Below are 19,543 nucleotides of genomic sequence, written 5' to 3'. Positions count from 1 at the left end.
TCTATGTAAGACGTCAGGGAACCAGGCGCACCACGCCCTCGTCCGTGCCGACCAGCGCCTCGTCGGCGAGGTCGAGGAACAGGCCGTGGTCGACCACGCCCGTGACGCTCTTCAGAGCCGTGGCCAGCGCCGCCGGCTCGTCGATGCGGCCCGAGGCCATGTCGTAGATCAGGTTGCCGCCGTCGGTGACGACGACGCCCCGCTCGGCCGTGCGCAGGCGCGGCGGCGGCAGGTCGAACTCGGCGGCGATGTCGGCCAGGCGATGGCCGGTGTGGACGTGGCCAAAGCGCACGACCTCGATCGGCAGCGGGAACTTGCCCAGGGCCGGCACGCGCTTGGCGGCGTCGGCGATCGCGACGCAGCGGGTCGAGGCTTCCCAGACCAGCTTCTCGCGCAGCAAGGCCGCGCCGCCGCCCTTGATCAAGCTAAGGCCCGGTCCGATCTCGTCGGCGCCGTCCACGGTCAGGTCGATCGTCTTGACGTCGTCCAGCGCGACCAGCGGGATGCCCAGCTCGCGCGCCAGGGCGGCGGTGGCGTCCGAGGTCGGCACGCCCTTGATGTCGCTCAGCTTGCGCGCGGCCAGCGCCTTGACGAACCAGGCGGCCGTCGAGCCGGTGCCCAGGCCCACCACCATGCCGTTCTCAACGAGTTGCGCGGCGGCCTCGCCCGAGGCGCGCTTCTGATCGTCGGCGCTGCTCATTTCGTCTTCGCGTCCTTCTTCTTATCTTTTTGGGCTTGTTTGAGGGCGCGGAACTTGGTCGCCCACCCTGCCTTGATGGTCTGTTCGGGACGCGCCAGGGCCAGCGCCCCGTCCTCGACGTCCTTGGTGATCACCGAGCCCGAGCCGGTCATGGCCCCGTCGCCGACCCGCACGGGCGCGACCAGGGCGCTGTTGGAACCGATGAAGGCGCCCTTGCCGACATGGGTCTCGAACTTCTCGAAGCCGTCGTAGTTGCAGAAGATCGTGCCCGCGCCGATGTTGGCCTTCTCGCCGATCGAGCCGTCGCCCAGATAGGAAAGGTGGTTGGCCTTGGCGCCCTTGCCGACCTTGACCTTCTTGACCTCGACGAAGTTGCCGATGTGGGCCTCGGGGCCGATCTCGGCGCCGGGGCGGAGGCGGGCGTAGGGGCCGATCAGGGCGCCCTCGCCGACGCGCGCGCCTTCCAGGTGGCTGAAGGCCTTGATCACCGCGCCGCTCTCGATGCTGACGCCCGGACCGAAGACCACGAACTGTTCGACCACCGCCCCGCCGGCGATCTTGGTGTCCCATGACAGGTGAACGGTGTCGGGCGCGGGCATGCTGACACCCTCGACCATCAGGGCGTGGCGGCGGGCCCTCTGCCAGACGGCCTCGGCGGCGGCCAGCTCGCCTTGCGAATTGACGCCCTGCACCGAGGCCTCCGGCGCGAAGGCCGCGCGGGTGACCAGCTTGCGGTCGTGGGCCAGGCCGACGACGTCGGTCAGGTAGTATTCGCCCTTGGCGTTGTCGTTGCGGACATTGGCCAGCAGGTCGAACAGCACGGCGCGGTCCGCGGCCAGGACGCCGGAGTTGCAGTGCTTGACCTGCTGGGTGGCGAGGTCGGCCTCCTTCTCCTCGACGATGCGCAGCAGCACGTGGCCGGGGGCCAGGATCAGGCGGCCGTAGCCGGTCGGGTTGTGGGCCTCGAAGCCCAGCACCGCGACATGGGCGCCGCCGGTGATCTGGTCGAACAGCGGCGCGATCACCCCGGCGGTGGTCAGCGGGCAGTCGGCATAGGTGACGACGACGTCGCCGTCGAAGTCCGCCAGCGCGTCCTTGGCCGCCAGCACGGCGTGGCCGGTGCCCAGCGGCGGGTCCTGGACCACGGTCGCGTTCGGCCCCAGGCGCTTGCGCGCGGCCTCGCCGACCTGAGGGCTGTGCGCGCCGACCACGACGACGATCCGCTCGCAGCCCAGGCCCTCGGCCGCGTCGATGGCGTGGTCCAGCAGGGTCCGCCCCGCCAGCCTGTGCAGCACCTTGGGAGTCGGCGACTTCATCCGCGTGCCCTGGCCGGCCGCCAGGATCACGGCGGCGCGCGGCCGAACGGGCTGTAAGACGGGGACGGTCATGGCTCTCGCGACTCCCTGGAGGCGAACCAAAGTTGCATTAGCCGTGCAATTGGCCGAAAGGCCAGACCCATGCACGCGCTTCATGACCTGAACGGGGCGACGATCGCCTTCGACCTGGACGGCACGCTGGTGGACACCGCGCCCGACCTCGTCGGCTCGCTGAACGCCATCCTGGCCGAAGAGTCCCTGCCCGCCCTGCCCTTCGACGAGGTGCGGCTGATGGTCGGCCGAGGCGCGCGGGCCTTGCTGGAGCGCGGGTTCGCCGCCGCCGGCGCGCCGCTGGACGCCGAGCACGCGCCCGCCCTGGTCCAGCGCTTCATCGACCTCTACCTGACCCGCATCGCCGACGAGAGCGCGCCCTTCCCCGGCGTGGTCGAGACCCTGACCGACCTGAAGGCCGCCGGCGCGCGCCTGGTCGTGTGCACCAACAAGCTGACCCACCTGTCGGTCGCGTTGCTGGACGCCACGGGCCTGACGCCCTTCTTCGACGCGGTGGTCGGCGCCGACAGCGCTCCGGCCGCCAAGCCCGACGGCCGCCACGTCGCCGCGGCGGTGGCCGCTGTCGGCGGCGATGTCGCCCGCGCGGTGATGGTCGGCGACAGCATCAACGACGCCCTCGGCGCCAGGAACGCCGGAGTGCCCAGCGTGCTGGTCTCGTTCGGCTACACCGAGGATCCGGTCGAGACGCTGGGCGGCGATTTGGTCATCCACAGCTTTTTGGACGTGCCGAACGCCTGCATCACGCTATTGGCCTCTTGCCCCGCGGCGAACACCGGGCTATAGGCCCCCTCCTCTCGCGGACGGGTTCGTTTCGGACCCCTCCACACGGCGGATGCGTAGCTCAGCGGGAGAGCACCTCGTTCACACCGAGGGGGTCACAGGTTCAATCCCTGTCGCATCCACCATTTTCCCCTTATTTTACGATGCCGATGCGGGCTTGTCCGAGGCCATCACGCCGCACTGGGTGCGCCCCACCGCCGCCCCCCCTTCTTATGGAGGCCAATGTCGATATCTGGCTCGCGGCCTCCTACCTTGGCATGAGCGCGATGACGCTCGAGCGTCACTACGCTCACCATCGAACGGACTTCCAGGACGTGGCCAGGAGCCGCCGTTGGCGGCGTACCAGAACTCAGACACTCGATCGCCATTCGCAAACGGCAGCTGACGCACAAGAGCGATGGACTGTGCGGCTGGCGACATGAAATCGCCAGCCGCCCTGGCCTACCAGCTATATCGCAATGTCGCCGTGACCGTCCGCGCCGCGCCGAAGTAGCAGCTGTTGTTGAAGGGGCAGGCGGAGACATAGGTCTTGTCGAACAGATTGGCGGCGTTCAGCGCCCCCTCCCAGCCCTTCAGGTTCGGTGAGATCTGGCCCAGATCGTAGCCGATCAGCGCGTCGACGAGCACAAAGCCGTCCGTGCGGAAGCGCCGGAACGTCGTGACGTTGTTGATCACGGCGTAGGTCGTCGTGCCGTCCGAGCCGCCAACATAGCGAACGCCGGCGCCCAGTCGCAGCCCGGCCAGCGCCCCCGTCGCCCATCCGCCGCGACCGAAATCATACGAGACGAAGCTCGAGGCGCCCCACTCGGGAACCCCCAGTTGACGCGTGCCGGTCGTCGTGGGCGCGCCACTGTTGGTGGCTGTCGCCGCCACAGCGGGCGCGCCCTGGGTAATGATCGCGTCCGTATAGCTGACCGCGGCGACCACGCTGAGGCCGCGCGCGACCTCGCCGCGACCTTCCAGTTCGACGCCGCGCACCCGGACCTCGCCGATCTGCACCTGCGAGGTGCTGGGAATCCCATTCGTGCCGGCCAGCGGATCGGCGACCGGCACCTTCTGGCGCTCCAGTTCATAGGCGGCCAGGGTAAAGAGGGCCGAGGTCCCCTTGGGCTGATACTTCACGCCGCCCTCGATCTGGCGCCCCGTGACAGGCACGAAAGCCTCGCCCCGCCAGGTCGCGCCAGCCTGGGGCTCGAACGATTCCGAATAGCTGACATAGGGCGCCAGGCCGTCGGTCAGCTCGTAGAGGCCGCCGACCCGCATGGTGAAGGCGTTCTGCTTGAGCGTGCTGCTGGTGGCGGTCTTCTTGTTGTCGGTAACCTGCTCGTACCAGTCGTAGCGGCCGCTTGCGATCAGCTGCAGCCGGCCGATCGACATCTGATCCTGAGCGTAAAGCCCCTTCTGCTCGCGCCGTGAGTCGGTGTTCACGTAGGCCGCCGACAGCGTCTTCAGATCGAAGCTGGGCAGCGTTCCGCCATAGGTCGGGGCGAACAAGCTCAGGTTCGGGATGCTGGTCAGCGGGTTGCTGGTCTGACCCGTGTTGAACTGCTGGAAGTTTTCGCCGGTGATCCGCTGATAGTCGAGACCGGCCAACACCTGATGCTTGATCGCGCCGGTGGCGAACTGGCCGCTCAGCTGGTTGTCCAGCGTCAAGGTGTTGAAGTCCTCGTCCGCGCCGCCGCCGCCGCGAATGATGGTCGAGTAGTCGGTGTTGCGGTTCGCGCCTGTCCCGGTTGTGGCGAAACCGGCGACATACAGCTGGCGATACGAGAGCGTGTTGTTTTGAAAGCGCGCGTTGGAGCGGAAGGTCAGGTTTTCGTTGAGGTCATGGCGGAAGAAGGCCGCCAGCGACTTGGCCTTGTGGTCGTAGCGCTCATAGCCGGGGTCGCCGGTGTTGATGTCGCGCGGCAGCTTGCCGAACGGATTGGCCAGCACCGAGCCATAGGCCGGGACGCCGGAATAGCCGCCGCCGCTGGGTGATTCCTGATAGGCCGCGACCAGGGTCAGGCTGGTGTCAGCCGTGGGCTCGAAAGTCACCATCGGACTGACGTGGAAGCGCTCGCTGAAGGTGCCTTGGGTGAGGCCGTCGCCCTTTTGCCAGCCGGCGGCCAGGCGGCCCAACCACTTGCCCTCGCTATCCAGCGGCGTGTTGATGTCCGCCGCCACGCGCCGTGAGTCGTAGTTGCCCAGCTGACCTTCCACGCGGCCAAACCGGCCCTCCTCGGGCATCTTACTGGCTAGGTTGACCAGGCCACCGGGCGTGGCGTTGCCGTACAGCACCGAGGCTGGTCCCTTGACGATATCGATGTGGTCGATGCGATTGAAGTCGATTTGCGGCATCGAGTACGGCCCGGCGATCAGGCGCATGCCGTCCAAGAAAACGCCTGGCGTAAAGCCGCGAACGACCAGTTGGTCATAGCGCGTGACCATGCCGCCGCGCTGGTTAGGGGCGACGCCGGCGACGAAACCCAGCGCCTGGTTGATCGACTGAACGTTGCGGCGCGACAACTCGGCGCCGTCGATCACGGTGATGCTCTGGGGCGTCTCGATCAGCGGCGTTTCGGTCTTGGTCCCGGCGGCGGCGCGACGGGCCTTCAGGCCGGTGATCTCGACGCGCTCGACGGCGTTCGGATCGCCGTCGGCGTCATCCGCGCTTGCCGCGCCGACGCACAGCCCCTGCAACGCGGCGGCGGCGGCCAACGTCATGACCAGCCCTTTCCAGGCCTCCCGGCCGGCGGTCGCGCCGCGCGCGCACTTTGAACGGATGATCATGAACGCCCCTCATGGACTTTATTAAGATTGCGAATTAGTTGCAAATATAGAGGCAAGCGGTTAGACGCAAGCCAGCTTCTGGAGGGCGCGTGGGTCACGATCGACAGCCGAGAAAGACGATTGCCTGGCACAGCGCGGCGCGGATGACCGCGCGTGGACTCACCGCCTTGGTGGGCGGATACGCGGCCGCCGCCGCCTTATCCTCGCTGCTGGCCAGGTTGTTGCCGGGACCGCCGGCCGAGGCCTCGGCCTGGGGCATGATCGTGTCGTTCGCGCTGTTCGCCGGGCTCGGGCTGTGGGCTTTCCACGCGCGTCGGCTGGCCCACGTGGCGGCCGTGCTATGGGGCGCGGCGCTGCTGGCCGGCGGCGCGGTCTTGCTGCTCGGAGTCAGGCCTTGAACACCCGGTCGAACCCGAATGAGAGCTCACCGGCCGTCCGGGGCCTTCGCCAGTCGATGGCCTGGATTCACGCCTGGCTCGGCTTGCTGGCGGGCTGGATCCTGTTCGCCATGTTCCTGACCGGCACGGCGAGCTACTTCCGGCCTGAGATCACCCGTTGGATGCAGCCCGAGCTGCGCTCGACCCACGCCTCCGCCGAGCAGGCAGCCCAGGCGGCCATCAACCACCTGCAGGCGACCTCGCCGGGCGACCAGCAGTGGTTCATCTATCTGCCCGACGACCGCACCGGGGTGACCCGGGTCTTCGCCCGCGCCAAGCCCAACCCCGCCAAGCCCGCGCCGCGTCGTCCCGAACTGAAGCTAGACCCGGTCACGGGTCAGCCGCTGACGGCCCGTGACACCAAGGGCGGCGAGCACTTCTACCGGTTCCACTTCCAACTCCAGTTGCCCCATCCGTGGGGGCGGTGGCTGGCGGGGGTCTGCGCGATCTTCATGCTGGCGGCGATCATCTCCGGCGTGATCACCCACAAGCGCATCTTCGCGGACTTCTTCACCCTGCGCTGGCGCAAGGGTCAACGCAGCTGGCTTGACGCCCACAACGCCTCGGCGGTGCTGGCCCTGCCGTTCCACGCCATGATCACCTACACGGGCCTGATCACGTTGGTGGCGATGTACATGCCCTGGCCCGCGCAGGCGAACTTCAAGAGGTTCGAGGACTTCACGGCCGCGGCCTATGGCGCGCCGGCGGAAGGCAAGGCGTCGGGACACGCCGCGCCGCTGCGACCGGTGGGCCCGATGATCCAAGCCGCCGAGCGCGCTTGGGGCGGCGATCCGCCTCGCACCATCGTGATACGCCATCCGAACGACGCGGCGGCCACCGTCACGGTTCTACGCACCACGGCCAGCCGTCTTAACGCGCGGCCGGACTCGATCACCTTCTCCGGCGTGACCGGCCAACAGCTCTCCAAATCGCCTCCGCCCGGCCCGGCCATATCCACCGCCGGCGTCATGCTGGGCCTGCATCTTGGCCACTTCGCCGACCCCGCCCTGAGATGGATCTGCTTCCTTCTGGGCCTGACCGGCGCGGCGATGGTCGGGACGGGTCAGGTCCTTTGGGTGGTCAAGCGCCGCAAGGCGAACGCTCCGCCCTTCTTCGGACTGCGACTGGTCGAACGCCTGAACATCGGCGCGATCGCCTGCCTGCCTGCGGGAATGGCCGCCTTCCTGCTGGCCAACCGGCTGATTCCCGCCGGCCTGCCTGGCCGTGCAAATCTTGAGGTCTCGGCCATGTTCTGGGTCTGGTTCGGCCTGGCGGCGCTGTCGCTGCTACGCCCCGCCCGTCGCGCCTGGATTGAGACCCTGGGGCTGGCGGCCGTCGCGTTCGCCACGATTCCGGTCGTCAACGCCCTGACCACCGATCGCGGACTTGTCGCCAGTCTGGTCGCCGCCGACTGGCTGTTCGTCAGCTTCGACCTGGCCATGCTGGCCATCGCCGCGCTCTGCGGCTTCGGCGCGCTGAAGGCTGCTCGCCAACCGGAGCCGCGCTCCTTCGCGCCCGCTCGCCAGGCCCGAGCCGCGACGCTCAAGCCAGCATCTGTCCGGGAAAACGCCGATGCCGTTTGACAGCGGCATGATCAGCTACGCCGCCTTCGCCAGTCTGGCCCTGGCGATGAAGAAGCACGGGAGCAGCCTGGGTTGGAGCGCCCTGCCCCCTCAGCGCGTACTCCGGGTGCTGGGATGGGCCCTGCTGGCCCTATCGGCCATCGTCGCCGTCGCGCGCCTGGGCCCCGCCTTGGGCGTAACCGCCTGGATCGGCCAGATGTGCGTGGCCGCGCCACTGCTGGTGCTCATGTTGTCGTGGCGGCCAAGGCTGTCAGCGATCCTGGCCGGCGTCAGCCTAGTCTGCGCCCTCTTCACCGCGATCCATTGACCCTAGACTCTCATCGACATCGCGGTGTGAACCTTGTCATCACAAGCCCATCCGCCTTCGCCCGCACAGCGCGCGGTGAGCCGCGCGCCTCAGGCCCCGTGTCCTGGCTCGCCCCCCTGGCGTATCGCCCTACTCGGGGAGACGCCGAAGGCGCGTCGATAGAGACGCGCGAAGTGGCTGGGATTGGCGTAGCCGACTTGTAGCGCCGCTTCGATGACGCTCACCCCTTGCTCGGTCATCAGGGCGCGGGCTCGCCAAAGGCGCTGGTCCTGTAGGTAGCCGATCACACCGACGCCATAGACCTCGCGGAAACCCTGCTTGAGCGTCTTCTCGCCCAGGCCAATGCGGCGAGCCAGGGCGGCGATGGTCCAGGGGTGGGCCAGTTCCGCGCGCATCAGGGTCGCGGCCTCCTGGACGCGGCGGCGGCGGCGTCCATCGAGCCCGTCGGCCCTGGCGGCCTCCCGTGGAACGATCAGGTCCATCGACAGAGCCAGGAAGTCCAGGGCGCGAGCGTCTAGCGTCAGGTCGTCGACCTGCTCGGCCCGCGCGGCGGCGTGCAGTTGTTCGCCGACCCGGGCTAGCATGGGCGTCACCGGCGCGGCGCCCACCCAGACGCCTGGCCGTGACATGCAGTGGCGCGGATGGCGGGCGTCGAGCACCATGACATCGTCCAGCCGCCCCAGGCGCGCCAGGAAGTCGTGCGAGACTCGCAACTCCACCAGCCGATAGCGAGAGCCGGCCGGGGCCGCCGAACGCGCGCCCAGGGCGCGGGTCGAAAAGCTGGCGTACCAGGTCATCGGCCGGTAGGCGACGCCGAGGGCCGGACCGTCCGCGTCGCCGAGGATGACGCCTTCCCCTTCGCCCTCAAAGAGCAGCGTCAGGGCCAGGCACGGTTCGGAGCGAACTTCCTGGCTGGCGGCCTCCAGCACCAGGACGTCGTGGGTCAGGACATCCAGCCCTTCGCGCGCGGCGAAGCGGCGACTGACGCCCGACACCGGGATCCGATCGGTGAAGTACTGGGCCGCGGGCATGCCCACGCAGGCGGAGAGACCCTTGGCCGCGTGCTGCGCGAGGCGGCGCTCCTGGAGGTGGAACTGGTGGTCGACGTCGAGAGGCATGCGCAATTCTATTTGCGAATAGTTCTCAAAGTCAATTTTTCCCTGATCGCGGCCTTGTCGCCCCCGATCGCGTTAGCGGGCCTCCCAGCACGCGTCTAAGCGCGGCCATCGAGACAAGGCGCGCTGTCGGGGCGACGCCAGGCTCGCGGGAGTCCTGATGATGTCGAAGACGCTGTGGTTGCTGAGCGCCAGCCTGTTTGTCGGTCTGTGGGGCCAAGCCTATGCCGACGACGGATCGAACTTCCAGTCCGAGGCGCTGATCGTCACCGCCAGCAAGCGGGCCCAGGCCCTCGACTCGCTGGACGGCCAGGCCGTGGTGATGCGGGGCGACGATATCGGTCTGTCGCGCGCCAGCTCGGTCGATCAGCTGGGCGGAGTGGTCGGCGACCTGACCGTTCGCCAGCGGGCCAGCAGGACCTATCTGAGCCTGACCTTGCGCGGCCAGTCGTCGGTCGACTTCTACAATCCCACCGTCCAGATCTATCTGGATGGCGTCCCCCAGGATCAGGCGACGTTCGGCCAAGCGCTGCCGCTGAACCTGCAGCAGGTTGAGGTTCTGTACGGCCCCCAGAGCACGCTCTATGGCCGTGGCGCGATGGGCGGGGTCATCAATCTGGTCTCCAGCCCGCCGGACGGCCAGACCTTCATCGCTCAGGGCGAAGTCGCCTCTCGCTTTCGCGCCGGATCGGCCCTGGCCAACCTGGCGCTGGGCGCCTCGACCTTCTTAGAACTCTCGGCTGGTTATCGCGATGAGGACGGCGAGTATCGTAGCCCGGTCGACGGCTCGCGCCTGGGCGACAGCCGCGCCGTCAACGGCCGCGTCCGCCTGCGCGTCGCGCCGGAAGGCGGTCCGGTCAGCGCCCTCCTGACCCTGTCGCGGATGGATGTCCGCTCGCAGGAGGAGCAGTACGTCCTGGCCTCCGACCTGCCGACCCGCACCGTCTATCCGGCCGACAGCCACCACCGGCTGACCCACGACCTGGCCAGCCTGCGCCTGGACGCCGACCTGGGGCGCGCCAAGCTGACCTCGGTGACGGCCTACCAGGACCGCGACTACCAGCGCACGGTGCTGAGCACCTACAGCCCCGAAACCCAGAAGACCTTCACCCAGGAGTTGCGGCTCAGCGACGACGCGGCGGCGAGTGGAGCGCTGTCCTACGTGGCGGGCCTGGCCTTCGAGCACACCGACTTCACCTTCGCCCGGCCGCAGTACGGCCAGAGCGCGGCTCAGACCCTGAAGACCTACGCCGCGTTCGGCGAGGCGACCTACAAGCTGTCCGACCGTCTGGACGTCACGGGCGGCCTGCGCCTGGACCAGCACAGCGTCGAGGCCACCGCCGGCCAGGGCGCGCTGATCCTGAAGAGCGACAAGGACTTCCACAGCGTCTCGCCCAAGCTGGCGATCGGCTATCAGCTGCGCGAGGACACACGGCTCTACGCCCAGGCCAGCAGCGGCTACAAGGCCGGGGGCTTCAGCCGGTTCGTCACGCCCGCGACGGTCGGCTTTTCCTACAAGCCCGAGAAGCTGTGGAACCTGGAGGCGGGCCTGCGCGCCCGACGCCTGGAGGACCGGCTGCGCTTCACCGCGGCGGCGTATTTCACGCGCAGCGACGACTATCAGTACTATGTTGGCTTCGCGCCCAGCCAGTACCTCAGCAATGTCGGCGAGGTGGAGTCCAAGGGCGCCGAGGCGCGGCTGGACTGGGACGCCGACGCCGCCTGGCGGATCGAGACGCGGGTCGCCTACAACAAGGCCAAGTTCACCGACTATCACAACCCGACCAGCCCGACCGCGAACCTGACGGGCAATGTCCTGCCCTATGCGCCAAGCTGGACCGGAAGGGCGGCGGTCACGCGGCGCGTGGCCCTGCCCGGCGCGCTGGGTCGACTGGAGGCGCAGGTCGGCGTGAGCTATTCGGGCCGTTACTGGTTCGAGGAAACCAACACCCTCGGCCAGGGGGCCTTCGCGCTGTACGACGCGCGCCTGTCCTGGCGACCGACGGACCGCTGGAGCCTCGACCTCTACGGCGAGAACCTGGGCGACAAGCTGTATGCGCCCTATGGCGTGGCCTTCGCGCCGGGGGTCAATGTCTATCAGGCGGGTCCCAGTCGCCAGGTCGGCCTGCGCGTCCGCGCATCCTACTGAGGCCCGCCATGCGATTCTGGGTCTGGGCGCACAAGTGGTCGAGCCTCATCTGCACCGCGTTCCTGCTGGTGCTCTGCGTCACCGGTCTGCCCTTGATCTTCCGGGGCGAGATCGACCACGCCTTGGGGTATGGGACGGGCGGTCAAGCGGCGGCCAGGCCGGCTCCGCTGTCGGCCATAGAGGCGGCCGCGCGGGTCGCGCGGCCTCTTGGCAAGATCCACTTCCTGGTCTGGGAGCCGGACAAGCCCGGCGTGATCACCCTGTCGATCGCGCCGCCGGGGGCCAAGTCCTTCTTTGACAACGAGAACGTGCTGATCGACGCCGCCACGGCCAGCCCCCCTTCGGGGGGCGACCGCGCCAGCCCCACCCAGTGGCTGGTCGATCTGCACGGGACGCTACTGCTAGGGCCGATGGGGCCGTTGGTGCTTGGCGTTCCGGCTGTCCTGTTCATCGTGGCCCTGGTCTCTGGGGCCGTCATCTACGGCCCCTTCGCGCGCAAGGCCGGCTTCGCCAAGGTGCGCGGCGGACGCACGACGCGCACGGCATGGCTGGACCTGCACAACATGCTGGGCGCGGTGATCCTGGCCTGGATGCTGGTGGTCGGCGCCACGGGCCTCATAAACACATGGGGCGCCTCGATCATCCGATTCTGGCAGATGAGCGAGCTTTCGACCTATGCCGCGCAAGGCACGCCACCGACGGGCAGGACCGCCCCGATCGACACTATCGTCGACGCCGCCCGCGCCCGCTATCCCGATTTCCAGCCCTATTTCGTCGCCTATCCAGGCTCGCTGATGGCCGGCGAACGGTTCCACGCCGTCTATCTGCGGGGCCCGGACGGGTTGAAAGAGCACATCTTCCAGCCGGTCCTGATCGACAGCGTCACCGCCCGCGTGATCGGCGCGCCGCGGCCGCCCTGGTACATCTCCGCCCTGGCCCTCTCCCAGCCGCTGCATTTCGGCGACTACGGTGGCCTGACGTTGAAGGTGATCTGGGCGCTCTTGGACCTGACGACCATCGCCGTGCTGGTCAGCGGCCTGATCTTGACCGTCTCGAAGGGTCGCAAGGGACCGCATGATAGTCTCGCCGAGGTCGCCGCATGAAATCTGTTCTGCTGTTCCCCGTCCTCGTGGCGGTCGCCACTCTGGCCGGTTTGGTCCTTGCGCTGTTCGGCGCCGGCGGCTGGGATCTTCTCGCTTGCGCCCTGCTCTCCCCGGCTTTGATCCTGGTCGGCCTCCTCCTGGCTCGGGCCGTCGGAGCCCTGAAGGCCTGAGTGCAGCATCAGAAACTCAATGTTATTGCGAGTCATTCTCAACAAAGCTATCTAGACCGCCATCGACGCCGTAGCGGACGACAGAGGAGCGGCCCATGGCCACCCGGCAGACCCGATCGATGTCCTCCAGCCTGGCCGCCGTCGTGACGATGGCGATCGGCGTGGGTCTGCTAGGACTGGCGGTGCTGCGATGGCGCCAGAACGGTCCGGGCGCGCTGGTCTGGCTGGCGGCCCTGCTCGTCATGTTGGCGATCCGCACGCCTCACACGCTGCGCAACCGACGCAACGTCGTGGTGGATGCGCGCAAGGATTTCGCCGAGACTGCGCTGCTGGCGGCCATGTTCCTGACCATGATGGTGCTGCCGCTCCTGCAACTGGCGACCGGCGCCTTCGGCTTCGCCGACTATCGGCTGCCTTCAGGGGCGATCGCCGCGGGCGCGCTGCTCCAGATCCCGTGCCTCTGGCTGTTCTGGCGCTCGCACGCCGACCTCGGTCGCAATTGGAGCCCGGGGCTGGAGGTGCGCGAGGACCATAGCTTGATCACGCGTGGCGTCTATGCGCGCGTTCGCCATCCGATGTACGCGGCGATCTGGATCTCGGTCCTAGCCCAGCCCTTGCTGATCCAGAATTGGATCGCCGGCTTCCTTGTCGCGCCGGCCTTTGCAGCCATGTGGTTCATTAGGGTTCCCAAGGAGGAAACCATGATGCGCCTCCAGTTCGGCGAGGCCTGGGAAGCCTATTGCGCCCGCGCCGGACGCCTGCTGCCGCGGTGGACGGCATGATCGATTTGCTGACCACGGCCACGCGGTGCTGGCGTCTGGCTCGCGATCAGCACGCGCCAACCCAGCAGCGCCTTCACGCGGTTCTTGCGACGCGGCACGGGGAGATGCTGGCGCCCGTGTTCGACAGCATCATTCGCCTGCTGGAAGCGGTCTTGGGACGCCCGATCGCGGTCGGCGATTTGGCGCCCTCGGAAGACGAGCGTCTGCTGGCGGGACTGCTAGACGGCTCCCGCACCTGCGACGCCAACGTCCACTGCTCCGCGGGCCTGGCCGCCGCGCTGGACGGAGCGGTCAAGTCGATGCGGATCATGATGGCCATGAGTCTGCCCCTGTCAGCCGCGGCGTCGGCATGACGCCCGCCCCCTTCAAGGAGTCTGCTGCGTGACGCCTTTGGAAAAGCTCTGCCTGGAACGCGGCGTCCGCATGACCGAACAGCGGCGGGTCATCGTGCGGGTGCTCTCGGCAGCCGATGACCATCCCGACGTGGAAGAGCTTTACCGCCGAGCCCACGCCATGGACCGGCATATCTCAATCGCCACGGTGTACCGGACGATGCGCCTCTTCGAGGAGATCGGCGTGATCGAGCGGCGCGACTTCCGCGACGGGCGCACCCGCTACGAGGAGGCGACCGACCAGCACCACGACCACCTGATCGACATGAAGACCGGCAAGATCATCGAGTTCGTGGATGCGGACATCGAGGCGCGGCAACAGGCCGTCGCCCGTAAGCTGGGCTATAGGCTGGTCGACCACCGGCTCGAGCTCTATGGCGTCCCCTTCGGTCATTCGGAATAGGCGGCGTTGGGACCTCGGCCGACGCGCCGGGGACCTCGCCCGCCCGATATCCCGTTGTTCTCCGCAGAGCCGGACCGTTCTGGCCAAGTCATATAGCGAGAGCTGGTAGACACCGCTCAGTGAGCGGACCCATGTGCTGGCGACCAGCGCCGGCCAAGTTCGTGTAGATGACCCCGTCGGACATGGCTCCCGCTACCGGTGGAGCTGCCTCCGGCGGCTATCGGGCTCTCGAGCGCGGAGGACCCATTGAAGGAATTGGCCGCCACGCTGACGGCAAGGGCCTGAAACTCAGCCTGACACCCGCGCCATCCGCGCCAGGAACGCTTTTGACGGGATTGCACACCTGGCCCTAGCCGCGAAACCCTGGATTTCAAGGACGCCAGTCGAAGCTCAAAGGCGCCTCCCGAAAGGCGAAGCCGTACACGTGATCCCGTACAACCTCCCGCATGCGGTCGAGGCTATCAGCCTCTTTGCTTTCAAGGCGGATTTCCAGGACTTGCGGGTGCGCATTCAGGATCAAGATCGCATCGGGCAACGCCCACGCCAAGCTCACGCACGATGGTTCCTCCGAAACGCACCGCAGCGGAACGATGTCCGCCGTACTTAGCGCTCAGAACCGCGAGGTCAGCTCCAGACCCGCTTGCCGGCCGCGAGCCAAGGGAGCGTACCAATTTCCATCATTGCCGAAGCCGAGATTGCGGAACGCCATGCCGCTGTGGCGACGAACATCCGTCAGGTTCTCGACGAACAGCCGCGCGGCATAGCGCTGTGTCTCGAAGCCGAACTGCAGGCCATAGACCTGGGTCGCATTCTGTTTGGCCGAGCCGGTCGCCTCCAAGGTCTCCTCGCCTGTAAGGGCTGCTTCCGCGCGGACATACCAACCGCTGGTGTGCGCGTATCGGGCGGCCAGATAGCCATCATAGGACGGCGTCAGCTTCACGCGCCGGCCTTTGAGGTTCGTGGTCGCGTCGATCCGCAGATCCCGATAGCGGGCGTCGGCGTATCCCCAGGCCGCCGTCAGTTCCAGGCCCGGCAGCGGCAGAGCGACCGCCTCGAGTTCAAAACCCTTACTGTCGATGGAGGCGTCGGCTCCGATATAGTCCGAGGAGATGATCTGGCCCGAGGCGTTCGTCGCCACCTGGATCTCCTGCCAGTTGTCCGAGCGGATGTAGAACACCGCGCCAGACAGTCTAAGGCGGCGATCGGTGGAGCGCCATTTGAAGCCGGCCTCTCGACTCCACATCGTTTCGGAGGGGTATCGGAGGATATCGGCTCCCAGATCGGACTGAGCGGCGGCGAGGTTGAAGCCGCCCGGAATGTAGCCCTTGGCGACATTGGCGTAGAGGCTGAGATCGGACGACACGCGGTAGCTGGCGCCGAGTCGAGGAAGCGTCTGCTCGAAATCGGCGTCTAGGTCGGCCTCCTTGTAGGTGAGCACGCCTCCTAGCCCCAGATCGAGCGTTCCGGCCAATTGCCGCGCCGAGCGGTGGGCATGATCGAAACGGACGCCGCCGTTGATGGTCAGCGCGGGCAGCGCTGAGGGCGTCCAGCCTACCGAGGCGAAGAGGCCCCAGTCCTTGGCTTGAGCGCGCTGGGTCGGGGCGGGGTTGTAGTCATCCAGCCCGCCCGAACCGACGAAGGTCGCCAGGAACCGGTGGGTGTCCTGACGATAGATCGAAGCGCCCACCATGTAGGTGACTGGGCGGTCGTCGGGGGAACTGAAGCGCACCTCGCCGTTGATGAAGTCGGTGTCCTTGTGGTCTTGCCCGGCGGCGGTCGGCAGGGCGGTGAAGTCGAAATCCAGGCCGCGCGCGTCGACCTTGAGACGCCGATAGGACAAGGCCGCGTCCAGGGATCCAACGTCGAACTGGTAGCGCAGGCTGCCCCCCGCGACGGCTTCGCGCTCGTCGGTCCGCTTGGGCGCGTCGTTGACATAGGTGAAGTCGCTCACGGCGCGGCCGCCGTTGAAAGCGGCGGCGTAGGACTTGTTGTACAGCGCGGTGTCCATCGGCAGGTATTCCTGGTCGAAGACTCCCGGCGCGCGCGTGTCCAGGACGTAGGCCAGGCCGTTGACGGTCAGACGATCGTTTGGCCGCCACCGCAGACGCCCCTGAACGAACGCCTCCCGAATGCTTCCGGCCGAGACGTTGGGCGCCAAGTTTCGCAGGAAGCTGTCGCCGTTGGACAGCTTGAAGGCCAGCGAGCCTGTCAGGGCGTCTCCGGCTAGCGGGCCGCCGATGAAGCCGTCGGTCTCGACCTCGTTTCCGCCCTTGTAGGCGCTGGCCGTGACGCGCGCCTCGCCGGTGAATGCGGCGGTGGGCGCGCGGGTGTTGATAACGATCAGGCCGGACTCGCTGTTGGCCCCGTAGAGCGTCGCTTGCGGGCCACGAAGCACCTCGATGCTTTCGACCTGATTCAGAACCGCGTTCGAGAGTTCTCGGAACGGAACGCCGTCGATGTAGACGGCCGCGCGATTGACGATGAACGGGTTGGACTCGATGCCTCGGATGCTGATGAAGGTGCTGCCCAGCTGGCCGCTTTCGTTGAACTGAACATTGGCCACCGCCGCGTCCAGCTGACGGATGTCGCGGATACGAGCCTGGTCCAGGGCTTCGCGATCCAGGACCGTGGCGGAGAGATCTGCGTCCTGCAGCCGCGTGGCGCGCCGCGTCGCCGTCACGACGAGGTCCTCGACCGTGCTCGCATCGTTGCGCGCCTGGCGAGGGGCTTCTTGGGCGGCGGCCTGGAGGCTCAGCAAGGAGGCGGCAGCCGTCGAGGCCAGAACAAGAACACGTGTCATGAAAACTCCAAGGCGCGCCGACGCGCCTGTTGCGAACCATTTTCACGACCTCTAATGATATATTGTAACATCGCGTCCACTCCAAAGTCGGACGTCTTCACTCCGGAACGGGAAACTTCGCGCGTCATGTCGGAGGGCTCAGAGGCCGATCAGGTCAGGCGCGCGGCGCCCACGGATGGAAGGATCATCAGCGGAGGCGGCGCGGTGCTTGTCCGAGCCCGCTATCCCGCGCACGAAGGGCGCTACGAGAGCGGTGGTTTGCTACGGTTGGCCCTTTCGCTCGGAGACGCCGAGCGCCTGACCTATCGTTGCGGGAACACGCGCATCGAGGGACCGTGGCGGGCGGGCCAGATCGTCGTGACGCCGCCCGATGCGCCGCTGGAAAGTCGATGTGACGCCGTCGCGACTCTCGGCCTGGCGCTAGATCCATCGGTGCTTGGCCAGGGCTTGTCGTTCGAAGCCGTCGAGCAACTTGGACTGGTGGAGGACGAACTGCTGTCATCCGTCATGAGAGCGCTTTGGTGCGAAGCCGAAGCGCACGGCGCGTCCAGCGCCTTCTTCCAGCACGGCGCGGAGCTGGTGCTTAGGCGTCTTGAAGAGCTATCCGGCCGCTCCATGGCGCGTAGCGCCCAGCCGCGCCTCTCTCGAGAACGCTTGAGCCGTGTGCTCGACTGGGTCGAGAGCCATCTGGACAGCGACATCACGGTCGGCGGCATGGCGGCCCAGGCAGGGCGAGAGATCAGCGGCTTCACCCGTGCGTTCAAGACGGACATCGGTTGCACGCCTTACGCCTATATCACGCGTCGCCGGATGGTTCGCGCTCAGGCCCTGCTGCGCGCCGGCGAGAGTGTGGCCCGGACAGCTTGCGCTTGCGGCTACGCCAATCCCGCGCAGTTCTCGATCGCGTTCCGGCGATTGATCGGCGCTTCTCCAACCGTCTGGCGAGCGAGATCAGAGGCCCGGTAGGACGCTGTTGGCTGCCCCTCCTCACCCAAATGATCCTGCTCGTCAGGCGAATGGCGGGGGCCTGCTTAAGGCAGATCAATGCGCTCCCGCCTGAGGCCTCTACGCTACATAAGATTCGCGCCTCACCGCTTAGGTCACGAAAAAAGCCGAGCAAGGCGGAGATCATACGACAAATTGCGCGCCCGGGCGTCGATCCTCGATCACGCATCGCGCCAGGCTTTGGGCGACACCTTTGGGGTCTGCCTGATCGGAGACGGCCCTCAGATCAATGTCCAGTTTCCGGGGCGTCGCCTCGATCAAGGTGTAGCCCGAGTGTTCGATATCGGCGAAGCGGACGTGGTCATTGCGGGTCCGGACATCGCCATAACGCGCCGGCGGCGCGTGGCTGGCGGCCAGGCATGTCGTCACGAGCTCGGTCGCCACGGGCGCCGCATCGGCCTGGCCGATCCGCAGGTCGTTGACCATGTAGGCATGGATGTCGCCGCTTAGGACCACGGCGTTGCGCACCGATGGACGACTCATGCTGCGCATAAGGCGGTCGCGCGCCGCGGCGTAGCCGTCCCACTGATCCGACATCACGCCGTCGGGCGTCTCGATCGGCGCGAGCACCGTCTGCTGCGCCAGCAGGGTCCAGCGCCCGCGCTCGGCCTTTAGCGTCTGGTCCAGCCAAGCCTCCTGGGCCGCGCCCAGCACGGTGCGGGCCGGCGCGGTCAGAGCGGGGCAGTCGCGACGCGGACGGTTCCCGCTCTGGCGGGGCGGATTGCAGGCCTGGGGCGAGCGATACTGACGACCGTCGAGCACGGGAAGACTGACAAGGTCGCCCCAGGCGAGGCGCCGATAGAGCCGTGGCTGGTCAGGACGAGCCCACAGGCTGGGTCGCACCGGCAGGTGCTCGAAGTAGGCCTGGTAGGCCGCGGCGCGCCGACGGGCGAACACCACCGGGTCCAGTCCCTTGAGGTTGGCTAGATCGGCATAGTCGTTCTCGACCTCGTGATCGTCCCAGGTCACGACCCAAGGCGCCTGCCGATGCGCCTCGCGAAGGTCGGGATCGGACTTGTAGATCGCGTGCCGGCGACGATAGCCGTCAAGGTCCATGGGCTCGGGCGCGTCGAAGCGCCGGACCTTCGGAAACTGGGCATAGCTGTTCTCGTAGATGTAGTCGCCCAACTGCACGATCAGGTCGGGTTGGGCGGCGACCATGTCGCGATAGGCGCTGAACCAGCCCAGTTCGAAATGCTGGCACGAGCTGACGGCGATCCGCGCGCGTTCGGCGTGCTCCGGCGCGGTGGCGGTGCGGCCGACCGGGCTGATCGCGCCCAGGGCGTGAAACCGGTACCAGTAAGGTCGGCCGGGGCGCAAACCCGATAGCTCGACGTGAACCGAATGACCCAAGACCGGCGTCGCCGCGCGGCGGCCACGTCGTACGATACGGCGGAAGGCCTCGTCCTCCGCCACCTCATAGGCGACGGGAACGGCCGGTGCGTCGAGCGGCGCGCCGCCGGCGCTGAGGCGGGTCCAGAGCACGAAACCGTCTGTCGACGGATCACCGCTGGCCACGCCCATCGCGAAAGGTTCGGCGGGCGCGGCCCGACGAATCTCCAGTCCCCGCGCCGCTGTCGCGCGGGCCAGGAACAGGCCGGTCGAGGCCGACATCACCGCGCGGCGCGTCAGTAGGGACATCGCTGGAATCCCGTCG

18 protein-coding genes and 1 tRNA gene are annotated in these 19,543 nt (G+C 67.5%); 12 read left to right on the top strand and 7 right to left on the bottom strand.

From position 1 onward, the window contains the following. Window positions 1-13 precede the first annotated feature (13 nt). The gene (gene rpiA, locus AX690_RS02160) at window positions 14-700 is read right to left on the bottom strand and encodes a ribose-5-phosphate isomerase RpiA (RefSeq protein ID WP_066682694.1); all 687 of its coding nucleotides are present in this window, start codon (window positions 698-700) and stop codon (window positions 14-16) included. Then, window positions 697-2,088, bottom strand: a complete 1,392-nt coding sequence (gene glmU, locus AX690_RS02155; protein WP_066682692.1) for a bifunctional UDP-N-acetylglucosamine diphosphorylase/glucosamine-1-phosphate N-acetyltransferase GlmU — start codon at window positions 2,086-2,088, stop codon at window positions 697-699. The genes rpiA and glmU overlap by 4 nt, the downstream gene beginning before the upstream one ends. A gap of 69 nt (window positions 2,089-2,157) precedes the next feature. Here glmU and AX690_RS02150 point away from each other — a divergent pair, with 69 nt between their 5' ends. Together AX690_RS02150 and AX690_RS02145 are read left to right on the top strand one after the other, a co-directional pair. Further along, window positions 2,158-2,871, top strand: a complete 714-nt coding sequence (locus AX690_RS02150) for an HAD-IA family hydrolase (RefSeq protein ID WP_066682690.1) — start codon at window positions 2,158-2,160, stop codon at window positions 2,869-2,871. Window positions 2,872-2,918: 47 nt separating this feature from the next. Next, a tRNA-Val gene (locus AX690_RS02145) sits at window positions 2,919-2,993 on the top strand. A 316-nt stretch (window positions 2,994-3,309) separates the two neighbouring features. Here the strand turns inward: AX690_RS02145 and AX690_RS02140 are convergent. Continuing rightward, on the bottom strand, window positions 3,310-5,640 hold the full coding sequence (locus tag AX690_RS02140; RefSeq protein WP_066682688.1) for a TonB-dependent siderophore receptor: 2,331 nt from the start codon (window positions 5,638-5,640) through the stop codon (window positions 3,310-3,312). A gap of 143 nt (window positions 5,641-5,783) precedes the next feature. On the opposite strand from AX690_RS02140, the gene AX690_RS21955 reads away from it, so the two are divergent. Genes AX690_RS21955 through AX690_RS02130 form a run of 3 tightly spaced genes read left to right on the top strand, consistent with a single transcriptional unit; the run spans window position 5,784 to window position 7,967 of the window. Next, entirely contained in the window at window positions 5,784-6,038 is a 255-nt protein-coding gene (locus AX690_RS21955; protein ID WP_082769448.1) for a hypothetical protein, read from the top strand. Next, window positions 6,035-7,660 (top strand): PepSY domain-containing protein, encoded by a 1,626-nt coding sequence (locus AX690_RS02135; RefSeq protein ID WP_197426752.1) that lies wholly within the window; start codon window positions 6,035-6,037, stop codon window positions 7,658-7,660. The genes AX690_RS21955 and AX690_RS02135 overlap by 4 nt, the downstream gene beginning before the upstream one ends. Beyond that, on the top strand, window positions 7,650-7,967 hold the full coding sequence (locus tag AX690_RS02130) for a DUF3325 domain-containing protein (protein WP_066682684.1): 318 nt from the start codon (window positions 7,650-7,652) through the stop codon (window positions 7,965-7,967). Before AX690_RS02135 ends, AX690_RS02130 begins: the two co-directional genes overlap by 11 nt. A gap of 89 nt (window positions 7,968-8,056) precedes the next feature. Here the strand turns inward: AX690_RS02130 and AX690_RS02125 are convergent, their stop codons facing one another. Further along, a complete protein-coding gene (locus AX690_RS02125; protein ID WP_066682682.1) occupies window positions 8,057-9,085 on the bottom strand; it encodes an AraC family transcriptional regulator in 1,029 nt (342 codons plus the stop codon). Window positions 9,086-9,242: 157 nt separating this feature from the next. Here AX690_RS02125 and AX690_RS02120 point away from each other — a divergent pair, with 157 nt between their 5' ends. The 6 genes from AX690_RS02120 (at window position 9,243) to AX690_RS02100 (ending at window position 14,081) form a co-directional block, all read left to right on the top strand. Continuing rightward, on the top strand, window positions 9,243-11,231 hold the full coding sequence (locus AX690_RS02120) for a TonB-dependent receptor (protein ID WP_066682680.1): 1,989 nt from the start codon (window positions 9,243-9,245) through the stop codon (window positions 11,229-11,231). An 8-nt stretch (window positions 11,232-11,239) separates the two neighbouring features. Continuing rightward, on the top strand, window positions 11,240-12,334 hold the full coding sequence (locus AX690_RS02115; protein ID WP_062095370.1) for a PepSY domain-containing protein: 1,095 nt from the start codon (window positions 11,240-11,242) through the stop codon (window positions 12,332-12,334). Next, window positions 12,331-12,504, top strand: coding sequence for a hypothetical protein (locus AX690_RS23160; protein ID WP_197426751.1), 174 nt, complete (start codon window positions 12,331-12,333; stop codon window positions 12,502-12,504). Before AX690_RS02115 ends, AX690_RS23160 begins: the two co-directional genes overlap by 4 nt. A gap of 95 nt (window positions 12,505-12,599) precedes the next feature. Continuing rightward, entirely contained in the window at window positions 12,600-13,286 is a 687-nt protein-coding gene (locus tag AX690_RS02110; protein ID WP_197426750.1) for a protein-S-isoprenylcysteine O-methyltransferase, read from the top strand. Beyond that, on the top strand, window positions 13,283-13,639 hold the full coding sequence (locus tag AX690_RS02105) for a hypothetical protein (RefSeq protein WP_156449533.1): 357 nt from the start codon (window positions 13,283-13,285) through the stop codon (window positions 13,637-13,639). The genes AX690_RS02110 and AX690_RS02105 overlap by 4 nt, the downstream gene beginning before the upstream one ends. Before the next feature lie 28 nt (window positions 13,640-13,667). Further along, a complete protein-coding gene (locus AX690_RS02100) occupies window positions 13,668-14,081 on the top strand; it encodes a Fur family transcriptional regulator (protein ID WP_156449532.1) in 414 nt (137 codons plus the stop codon). Window positions 14,082-14,451: 370 nt separating this feature from the next. Here the strand turns inward: AX690_RS02100 and AX690_RS24165 are convergent, their stop codons facing one another. Together AX690_RS24165 and AX690_RS02090 are read right to left on the bottom strand one after the other, a co-directional pair. Further along, window positions 14,452-14,634 (bottom strand): DUF2218 domain-containing protein, encoded by a 183-nt coding sequence (locus AX690_RS24165; RefSeq protein WP_066682676.1) that lies wholly within the window; start codon window positions 14,632-14,634, stop codon window positions 14,452-14,454. 57 nt (window positions 14,635-14,691) lie between these two features. Beyond that, entirely contained in the window at window positions 14,692-16,881 is a 2,190-nt protein-coding gene (locus AX690_RS02090; protein WP_066682674.1) for a TonB-dependent receptor, read from the bottom strand. A 204-nt stretch (window positions 16,882-17,085) separates the two neighbouring features. On the opposite strand from AX690_RS02090, the gene AX690_RS02085 reads away from it, so the two are divergent. Continuing rightward, window positions 17,086-17,847, top strand: coding sequence for a helix-turn-helix domain-containing protein (locus AX690_RS02085; RefSeq protein ID WP_197426748.1), 762 nt, complete (start codon window positions 17,086-17,088; stop codon window positions 17,845-17,847). A gap of 162 nt (window positions 17,848-18,009) precedes the next feature. On the opposite strand, the gene AX690_RS02080 is transcribed toward AX690_RS02085, so the two are convergent. Continuing rightward, window positions 18,010-19,527: an alkaline phosphatase gene (locus AX690_RS02080; RefSeq protein ID WP_066682666.1), complete on the bottom strand. Its 1,518-nt coding sequence runs from the start codon at window positions 19,525-19,527 to the stop codon at window positions 18,010-18,012. Between the last annotated feature and the right edge of the window lie 16 nt (window positions 19,528-19,543).

Source organism: Caulobacter sp. CCH9-E1, assembly GCF_001556515.1.
In the GTDB taxonomy this organism is placed as follows: domain Bacteria; phylum Pseudomonadota; class Alphaproteobacteria; order Caulobacterales; family Caulobacteraceae; genus Caulobacter.
Note: the sequence above shows the minus strand (reverse complement) of the source record. Positions and strands in the feature narration are given on the sequence as shown.